This window comes from Myceligenerans salitolerans (assembly GCF_017349295.1).
Taxonomy (GTDB): Bacteria; Actinomycetota; Actinomycetes; order Actinomycetales; family Cellulomonadaceae; genus Myceligenerans; species Myceligenerans salitolerans.
Genome location: NZ_JAFMPK010000027.1, coordinates 401986 through 410741 on the forward strand (window position 1 = coordinate 401986; position 8756 = coordinate 410741).

Here is an 8756-nt window from a genome sequence, read left to right on the forward strand (position 1 = left end):
GGGACTCCCGACTCAGGGTCGCGCCGCGAAACGCTCCAGGAGTTCCGCGTGACCCGAGCAGACCAGCAGGTCGTTCGCCGCGACGCGGGTCTCCGGCGTCGCGTACACGAAGTCCTGCCCCGGCGACTTCACGCCCATCACCGTGATCCCGTACTTCCGGCGGACGTTCGACTGCGCCAGCGTGAAACCCTGCATCTCCTTCGGCGGCCGCATCTTGACGATCGTGAAGCCGTCCTCGATCTCGATGTAGTCGATGAGCTTGCCGCTGACGAGGTGCGCCACCCGCGAACCGGCGTCGGACTCCGGAAAGACCACGTGGTGGGCGCCGATCCGGGTGAGGATGCGGCCGTGCTCCGCGGAGATCGCCTTGGCCCAGATCTGCGGCGTGCCCAGGTCCACGAGGTTGCCCGTGATCAGTACGGACGCCTCGAGCGAGGACCCGACCCCGACGACCGCCGCCCCGAAGTCCTTCGCCCCGAGCTGTTCGAGCGCCTCGGGGTTGGAGGCGTCGGCCTCCACGAGCGGGATACGGCCCGACCACTGCGCCACGAGCGTGGGATCCTTCTCCACCGCCAGTACGTCCTGGCCGAGCCGGTCCATCGTCGTCGCGAGCGACGAGCCGAACCTGCCCAGCCCGATGACCAGTACCCCGGCCTCGCGGTCGGGACCCTTCTTCTCCGCCACGGTGTTCCCTCTCCTGTTCCTCGCGCGTCGACCACGCGTACGACGGCCGGCACGACCCCTACGGCCGTCCCGTCCCGCCCCGGCCCTGCCGCCGCTGCCCGGTTCGCCGGGCAGAGCCCTCGGCTCACCCGATGATCGGCCGCTCCTCGGGGAAGCGTACGATGCGTCGCCGGTCCCGGAGCGCCAGCGCCGCGGCGAAGGTGATCCCTCCGGTGCGCCCGACGAACATCAGCGCACTCAGAAGATACTTCGCCGTGTCGGGCAGATGGGCGGTGATGCCCGTGGAAAGGCCCACGGTCGCGTACGCGGAGAGCGACTCGAACAGCACCCGGCTCAACGTGTAGTCGGTGATGTGCAGCAGCGTGACACTGGTGAGCAGCACGACCGTGGCCCCGAAGAACGTCACGCCGAGCGCGAGCCGCAGGACGTCCGAGGGGATCCGGCGTCCGTACGCGTCGATGTCACGGTCACCCCGCGCCTCGGCGACGATCGCGAGAAGGATCACGGCCAGGGCGGTCACCTTGATGCCGCCGGCCGTCGACGCCGACCCGCCGCCCACGAACATCAGCGCGTCGGTGACGAGCCACGTCGACTGTTCCATCCCGCCCACGTCGACGGTGTTGAAGCCGCCGGACCGCGGCATCACCCCGGCGAACAGCGCCGCGAGGATCTTGCTCGGCCAGTCCAGCGGCCCGAGCGTGTAGGGGTTGCGCCACTCCAGCATGCCGATCACCACCGAGCCCACCACCAGCAGGGCGAGGCTCGTGGTCAGCGTGAGCTTCGAGTGGAGCGTCAGCCGCAGGCCCCAGCGCCTCCCGAAACCGCGGCTGCGTCCCTCACGCAGTGCCCGGTACACGTTCAGGATCACCGGGAACCCGAGCGAGCCGAGGAACACCCCCAGGGCCACCGGGAGCACCAGGCCCCAGTCGCCCACGTGCGGCAGCAGCCCGTGCTCGGTCGGGATGAAGCCCGCGTTGTTGAACGCCGAGACCCCGTAGAAGACCGCGTGCCACGCCGCGCTGCCCACGTCCTGCTCGATCACCACGAACCGCGGGAAGAGCAGCAGCGCGATGGCGAGCTCGAGCGTCGTGGCCGTCACGATGATGGTGCGCACCAGCGACCCCACCTCGCCGAGCTTGCTGGTCTTCGTCTCCGACGCCGTCAGCAACCGCTGCGTCAGCCCGATCCTCCGCGAGACGACCATCCCGATGATCGAGGCGATCGTCATGATCCCCAGGCCGCCGACCTTGATCCCGACCAGGATGACGATCTGCCCGTACAGGGACCAGTAGGTGGCGGTGTCCTGCACGACGAGCCCCGTGATGCACACCGCCGAGACAGCGGTGAACAGCGCGTCGACGAACTCGGCCGACGTGCCCGACGCCGTCGCCCACGGCGCGAGCAACAACGCGGTGAACACCGCGATGACGGCGGCGAACACCACGATCGCGAGCCGGGCCGGGCTGTGCCGCGCGACCTCGTCGACCATCTCCCGGAGCGCGTACAGCCGCGCACGCAGCCACCTCATCGCCGTGCCTGTCCTCCTCGAGTCCTCGCGCGCCCGTGGCGCTCATCGGACCCTATCCCCGCCGCGGCCCGCGCGCGGCGCATCCGGCCCGGCGAGGTCCCGACGGCACCACCGAACACACCAGCGGACGGGTCGATGCGAGAACAACGATCTCGGCTACCGTGGAGGCGTGCACCGCGCCCGCCTCGCCTGGAGCCCGGAACTCCTGGAGTACGACTTCGGGCCCGGGCACCCCATGGCCCCCGTCCGGCTCGACCTGACGATGCGGCTGATCCACGCCCTCCGGCTGCCGGATCTGCCGACGCTCGAGGTCGCCGACGCCGAACCCGCCTCCGACGACGTGCTGCGCACCGTGCACGACGACGCCTACCTCGCCGCGGTCCGCCGCGCGTCGACCGAGCTCGAACCGGATCCGGTCCGGGGCCTCGGCACGGAGGACGACCCGCTGTTCCTCGGCATGCACGACGCCGCCGCACGCCAGGTCGGCGGATCGGTGGCACTCGCCGAAGCCGTCTGGCGCCACGAGATCGACCACGGTGTGAACGTCGCGGGCGGGATGCACCACGCACAGCGGGGAGCGGCGGCCGGCTTCTGCGTCTACAACGACGCCGCCGCCGCGATCCGGCGGCTGCTCGATCTCGGTGCCGACCGCGTCGCGTACGTCGATCTCGACGCCCACCACGGTGACGGCGTCGAGGCGGCCTTCTGGGAGGACCCACGGGTCCTCACGGTGTCCGTGCACCAGGACGGTCGCACGCTGTTCCCCGGCACCGGGTATCCCGGCGACGTCGGCGCCGGGCGCGGCGAGGGCACCGCGGTCAACGTCTCGCTGCCGCCCGGGACGCACGGCGCGGAGTGGCTGCGCGCCGTCGACGCCGTCGTGCCCGCCGTGGTCCGGGAGCACCGGCCCGACGTCATCGTGTCGCAGCACGGCTGCGACGCGCACGGCAACGACCCCCTCTCGCACCTCGACGTCGACGTCGACGCACAACGCACCGCGCAGCAGTGGGTGCACGCCCTGGCACACGAGCTCACCGGCGGACGCTGGCTCGCGCTCGGCGGCGGCGGATACGCCGTGGTCGACGTCGTTCCGCTCGTCTGGGCGTCACTCGTCGCCGAGGCCGCGCACGCGCCGCTCACGGCCGGGATGCCCCTGCCCGCGGACTGGCGGGCGGTCGCCCTCGAGGTCTCGGAGATCGAACCGGCCCGCACGCTCGGCTCGACCGAGCCGGTCGGGTGGCGGCCCTGGAAGGACGGCTGGGACCCGGCCGATCCTGTCGACCGCGCCGTCCAGGCCACCCGCAAGGCTGTCTTTCCCCTGCTGGGCCTGGACCCGCATCACGACTGAGACAGAGTTCTCCGCAGCCGCCGCAACCGGCCCTGCGGGCGTTCCCGGACGCCGCCGGGCTGGACCCTGCGGGCACTCCGGGGCGCCGCCGGCCGCTCCCGGGGCGCCGCCGGCGGGCTCGGCCTTGCGAGCGATCCTGCCTCGCCTCCTCGGTCTTCGCGACCGTCTCGGCGGCACGGGACCGGTGGGCCCCTCGCAGCTCACACGTGCCCGATTACTGGTGTGGTCGGATCTGCCGTTATCCTGACCGACAGACTCTTTCTCGTGTTGGTCGGCGTATGTCCGCGGGACCAACCGTGGATCACGTCAGCCGCGGCCCGGTGTCGGGCCGCCCGATCATCACAGACAAGTGAGGACCTCATGGGCTCCGTCATCAAGAAGCGCCGCAAGCGTATGGCCAAGAAGAAGCACCGCAAGCTGCTTCGCAAGACGCGCCACCAGCGCCGCAACAAGAAGTGACGCGCGAGGGCCCGGCCATCACGGCCGGGCCCTTCGTCGTTCCCGGCGCCGTCACGCGGTCCGGGTCACGCGCCGTCACGCGGTCCGGCGGCCTCAGGCGGTCCGGCGGCGAAGCGTCAGGACGCCCAGGACGACGGCGCCGACGATGAACGCCACGATCACGGCGACCGAACCCTGGATGCCCTCCCATTCCTCGCCGGCCGCCAGGTGCTGCATCGCGTCCACCGCGTAGGTGAGCGGCAGTACGCGGGACAGCCACTCCAGGACCTCGGGCATCTGATCGCGCGGCATGAGGAGCCCGCAGGTGATGAGCTGCGGCAGCACGATCGCGGGCATCATCTGCACGGCCTGGAACTCGGTCCGCGCCAGCGCCGACGCGGCGAGCCCGAGGGTGCAGCCCAGGATCGCGACCAGCACCGCCACCACGAACACCAGCCACAGCGGGCCCGCCACGTCCATCCCGAGCCAGACGGACCAGCCCACCACGACCACCGCCTGGAGCAGGGACAGCACCCCGAACGCGAACGCGTAGCCCGCCACGAAGTCGCCCTTGCGGATCGGGGTCGTCATCAGGCGCTCCAGCGTTCCCGACTGCCGCTCACGCAACGTCGCCACGCTCGTGACCAGGAACATCACGATGAGCGGGAAGATCCCCACGAGCACCGGGCCGAACCGGTCCAGCACCGTCGGCTCGTCCTCGAACATCCACGCGATCAGCCCGATGAGCAGGCACGGCAGCACGATGATCAGGGCGATCGTCCGCTTGTCGGCGCGAAGCTGAGCGAGGACGCGAGCGGCGGTCGCGAAGGTCAGGTTCATCGCCCGTCCTCCTCGCGTGCGCGACCGGTCGCCGCGGCGCCGGGTACGCCACCGGCGGCGGGACTGCTGCCGTCGGCCCCCACGGCGTTCGCCGCGTCGATCAGGGCGAGGAACGCCCGCTCCGCGTCGGGGGCGCCGGTCTCCTCCAGCAGGGCCCGCGGCGTGATGTCGGCGACCAGTACGCCCTCGCGCAGCAGCAGGAGGCGGTCGCACTGCGTCGCCTCGTCCATCACGTGCGAGGACACGAGCAGCGACTTCCCCGAGGCCGCGAGCCGACGGAACGTCTCCCACAGGTCGCGCCGCAGCACGGGATCCAGGCCGACGGTGGGCTCGTCCAGCACGAGCAGTTCGGGGTCCGCCACGAGCGCCGCCGCCAGCGACACGCGCGAACATTCCCCGCCGGAGAGTGTCCGGACGGGTTGCTTCTCGTGACCGCCGAGGTCGACGTCGGACATCGCCGCGGCGACGGCCGCCTTCCGCCCGCGCGACGGGATCCCGGCGAGCGCGGCGAAGTAGTCCAGGTTCTGCGCGACGGTCAGGTCCGTGTACACGCTCGCGTCCTGAGTGACGTAGCCCACGCGGCGCCGCAGGGACGGGGAACCCGCCGGCTCGCCCAGGACCTCGACCGTGCCGGAGACCTGGGCCTGCACGCCGACGACGGCGCGCAGGAGGGTCGTCTTGCCGGAGCCGGAGGGCCCGAGCAGTCCGACCACGGACCCGGCGGGCACCTCGACGTCCAGGCCCGGGATGACCGGCCGGCCGCCGCGCACGACACGCAGCCCCGCGACGCGGACGGCCGCGGGCCGCGCCTCGGACGGATTCTGCCTCACGTGAACAATTGTGCCCCCCGGTCCGGACCGAGATGCAGGAGGGGCGCTGAGTCCGGTGCGCAACGTCCCGGCGGCCCGAGCGACTCGAGCAGGTAGGCGCGCCGCCACGTCGAAGGGCGCCGGTACGGCCGGCGTACCAGCCGGGCGCTGGCGGAACGAGAAGAGCGGCCGGCCCGCGCCGACGTCACACGGATGTCGTCGCGGGCCGGCCACCGTCTCCCGAGGGCGTCAGGACGTACGCGCCCCAGCCCGCTTCTTGTTCCAGTAGTGGACGCTACGCCGCTGTGACCTGGTCATTCGCATCTTCGTCGGGCACGCGTTCCACACGGGTTACACGAAACATCTCGTCGACGGCTCGACGGGTCCGTTCGGCACTGCCCGGCATGAGGTGGGTGTACACGCGCAGCGTGAAGCCCGCTGACGAGTGCCCGAGGTACTCCGACAACGCCTTGATGGACTCGCCGTGATGCAGCAGCGTCGAGGCGTACACGTGACGGAGCATGTGGCATCCGTTCTCGCGACCTGGACGGATCTTCACGGCTGTGAGCGCGGGCGGCCAAAGGTCCCGCGTGACAACCGATCCGATCATCGCGTTGTGCCGCGAGTTCGTGAGGATCAGCCGCGCCGTCACCGGGTCTCCGTCAACGTCCTTCCACGGCAGCGTGACCGCGACCGGCGGATACTTCGCCATGTGCGCCTTCACTTCGCGCGCGACCTCGGCAGGTAGCGGCACCTCACGAGTCTTCTCATTCTTCGGAAGCGCGAAAACCCGAACACCCAGGAGCTTCACCTGACGCCGGACGGAGACCACCTTGCGCTTGAAGTCGAAATCCTCTACCGCGAGCCCGAAGATTTCCCCACGACGGAGCCCGAGCCCTACACCCAGTGTCACGAGGATCTTGTACCGATCGGGCAGCGCATCCCTGACGGCAAAGACCTGCTCGGGTGCCCACGGGACGATCTTCTTTTGCTGCGACCTGGGCTTGGTCACGGATTTGGCCTTGCACGGGTTCTTCCGGATCAGCTCGTCGTCAACCGCCGCCGAGAAGACCGCCGAGACCTGAACGAGAATCAGGGCTTTCGTATCGTCCGCTACCGACATCCCACGAATGAACGCCTGAATCATGAACGGCTTCACGGCGTTCAGTGCCCGATGCCCGAGCGCGGGATATGCATGGACCTTGAAGTAGCTCCCAACCTGTCGACGTGTCGTCGGGTTGAATGTCTGAGCGCCAAGCCACGCCTCTGCATACTCTTTGAACGTCACTTCCCCCGCCGTGGGAGAAACATAGTCACCGCGCAGAACGTCGCTTTCCATCTCCGTGACATGGTCCTCAGCGAGACCCTTTTTCGGGAATGACTTTGTAGCTTGACGCCCGGACGGTTCCCGCCATCGCGCGACATAGAAGGTCTTAGTTCTGCCATTTGCGAGCTTGCGCGTGCGCTTTTCGACGGAGCCCATCAGGCGGCTTCGTCCTGTTGGGCGCGCAACCAGGTGATGACGTCGACGCGGGCGTAGCGCAGGTGTCGGCCGATGCGGGCGGCTTTGGGTCCGTCGTTGTGGGTGCGCCACCGGTAGAGGGTGGCGACGGGGACGCGGAGGAACGCGGCGACCTCGTCGATAGTCCACAGCTCGTCGATGGCGACGACGGCGGGCGGGTTGTTGTGGGGGTTCTTGGTCTTGTTCCGGTAGTTCTTGCCTGCCATGACTGCCCCTTCCCTCATGCCGCGTACGCGGTTGCCGAACGGTTATCCACAGGCCCCGATGGAGGGCCCGAGCCTGGAGGCGAGGCCGCTTGTTTCGCGGCGTCGTACTGGGCACGGCGTGTCATGGCCTGCCGGAGCGAGGCCGCGATCACGTCGACGTAGGTGGTCTCGGCGATGTGGTCGGGTTCTCGCCACACGAACCGGGCCGTGCCGTCCGGGAGCGTCTTGGACGCGGCGAGCCGGTCGGCGTCTTCGGGAGTGATGCCCGCGGCTTGCAGGACCTCACGTACGACGGCGGCGCGGTCGGCCCGGTGCTGGGTGAGGGTCTTGCCCGACCACTGCCGCGAGACCAGCACACGCCGCCCGCCAAGGCCGAGGTTGTCCCGCTCGTGAGCGGGCGACAGGCAGCCAGCCGACAGGCCAGCGGTGGGGTGTTTGGGCTGGACGCCGTAGCGCAGCCAGTTGCCACACTCGGGCGAGCAGGGCAGCACGGAGGTGTGCGCGTGGAGCCGGTCTACGTGTGCCTCATAGTCGGCGGCGCGAGCCGCCTGGAGAGCTTCCCAGGCAGGGTCTGGCACCACGTCGTCGCCGTCGAGGGATTCGGCCGGCGTGTAGGTGCCCGCGATGGACTTGGTGAGGTACTTGCACAGGTACCGCACCGCCCGGTCACTGTCGGGGGTGCCACCCAGCAGGCCCTTGATGTCGATCTGCTTCCCGAGGGTTGCCACGTGTGCGGGCTTCGCGAGGTCGCGGGTCGCCTCATCCCAGGTGGGAAGGACTTCCCCGGTGCCGGGGTCGACGTAGCCGCCCAGCGCCGCATCCCATACGGGCATGCCTTCGGGGTCGTCGGGCGTGTAGACCTCCACGTCTACCGAAGGCCACCAGGCGGCGAAGTAGGTCCCAGCGGCAACGGCCTTGATGGTCGCCCGAGGGATCGCACCGCGCACGGCGGCGTGCAGGTGGGGGGCCAGGCGCTTCTGGGCTTCCACAGCAGCGAAGTACTGGACCTTGTATCCGGCACAGCGGCGCATGTTCTGCCAGAACCGGTCAACCAGCCGGGAGAACGTGAGCGCGTCCAGCGCGGCACGCCGGTAGTCGTACGAGGCCGGGTCGACGGGCACGCCGTCACGGATCTTGCCGTAGGAGCCGAGCGTCAGGGTGAGGAACATCGAGGGACGGTGCTCACGGCCGGTCTTCTCATCCACGAACACCGCCCCCGTGGTGCCCTGCCCCATGGCCTTCTTGGGCAGGTCGGGAAAGCCCTCCAGGTGGCGGGTAGAGCGTGAGACGGTGCGGCGGCGGATGCGGCGTGCGGGGGCCAGGTTGCCGCCGTCGTCGGCCCAGCGAGCTTCGTCGAGGTCGTGCGGGTGCGGGTCCGCGT

9 protein-coding genes are annotated in these 8756 nt (G+C 70.1%); 2 read left to right on the forward strand and 7 right to left on the reverse strand.

Features of this window, described 5'->3' with window-relative positions:
* Window positions 1-12: 12 nt before the first annotated feature.
* Window positions 13-684, reverse strand: coding sequence for a potassium channel family protein (locus J0911_RS07165; RefSeq protein ID WP_207274740.1), 672 nt, complete (start codon window positions 682-684; stop codon window positions 13-15).
* Between the two features lie 124 nt (window positions 685-808).
* A complete protein-coding gene (locus J0911_RS07170; protein ID WP_207274741.1) occupies window positions 809-2212 on the reverse strand; it encodes a TrkH family potassium uptake protein in 1404 nt (467 codons plus the stop codon).
* Between the two features lie 169 nt (window positions 2213-2381).
* On the opposite strand from J0911_RS07170, the gene J0911_RS07175 reads away from it, so the two are divergent.
* Both J0911_RS07175 and J0911_RS07180 read left to right on the forward strand, forming a co-directional pair.
* Complete coding sequence (locus tag J0911_RS07175) at window positions 2382-3560, forward strand: acetoin utilization protein AcuC (protein ID WP_307864956.1); 1179 nt, start codon at window positions 2382-2384, stop codon at window positions 3558-3560.
* Window positions 3561-3920: 360 nt separating this feature from the next.
* Entirely contained in the window at window positions 3921-4019 is a 99-nt protein-coding gene (locus J0911_RS07180) for a 30S ribosomal protein bS22 (protein WP_003792170.1), read from the forward strand.
* Window positions 4020-4112: 93 nt separating this feature from the next.
* On the opposite strand, the gene J0911_RS07185 is transcribed toward J0911_RS07180, so the two are convergent.
* From J0911_RS07185 to J0911_RS07205, 5 genes are all read right to left on the reverse strand, one after another.
* Window positions 4113-4838 carry an ABC transporter permease gene (locus J0911_RS07185; RefSeq protein WP_207274742.1) on the reverse strand — a complete coding sequence of 242 codons (726 nt, stop codon included), beginning with the start codon at window positions 4836-4838 and terminating at the stop codon, window positions 4113-4115.
* Window positions 4835-5668: an ABC transporter ATP-binding protein gene (locus J0911_RS07190; RefSeq protein WP_207274743.1), complete on the reverse strand. Its 834-nt coding sequence runs from the start codon at window positions 5666-5668 to the stop codon at window positions 4835-4837. The genes J0911_RS07185 and J0911_RS07190 overlap by 4 nt, the downstream gene beginning before the upstream one ends.
* Before the next feature lie 274 nt (window positions 5669-5942).
* A complete protein-coding gene (locus J0911_RS07195) occupies window positions 5943-7130 on the reverse strand; it encodes a tyrosine-type recombinase/integrase (RefSeq protein WP_207274744.1) in 1188 nt (395 codons plus the stop codon).
* Window positions 7130-7375, reverse strand: a complete 246-nt coding sequence (locus J0911_RS07200) for a helix-turn-helix transcriptional regulator (protein WP_207274745.1) — start codon at window positions 7373-7375, stop codon at window positions 7130-7132. The genes J0911_RS07195 and J0911_RS07200 overlap by 1 nt, the downstream gene beginning before the upstream one ends.
* Before the next feature lie 14 nt (window positions 7376-7389).
* On the reverse strand, window positions 7390-8756 hold a 1367-nt coding region (locus J0911_RS07205), incomplete at its 5' end, for a replication initiator (RefSeq protein ID WP_207274746.1).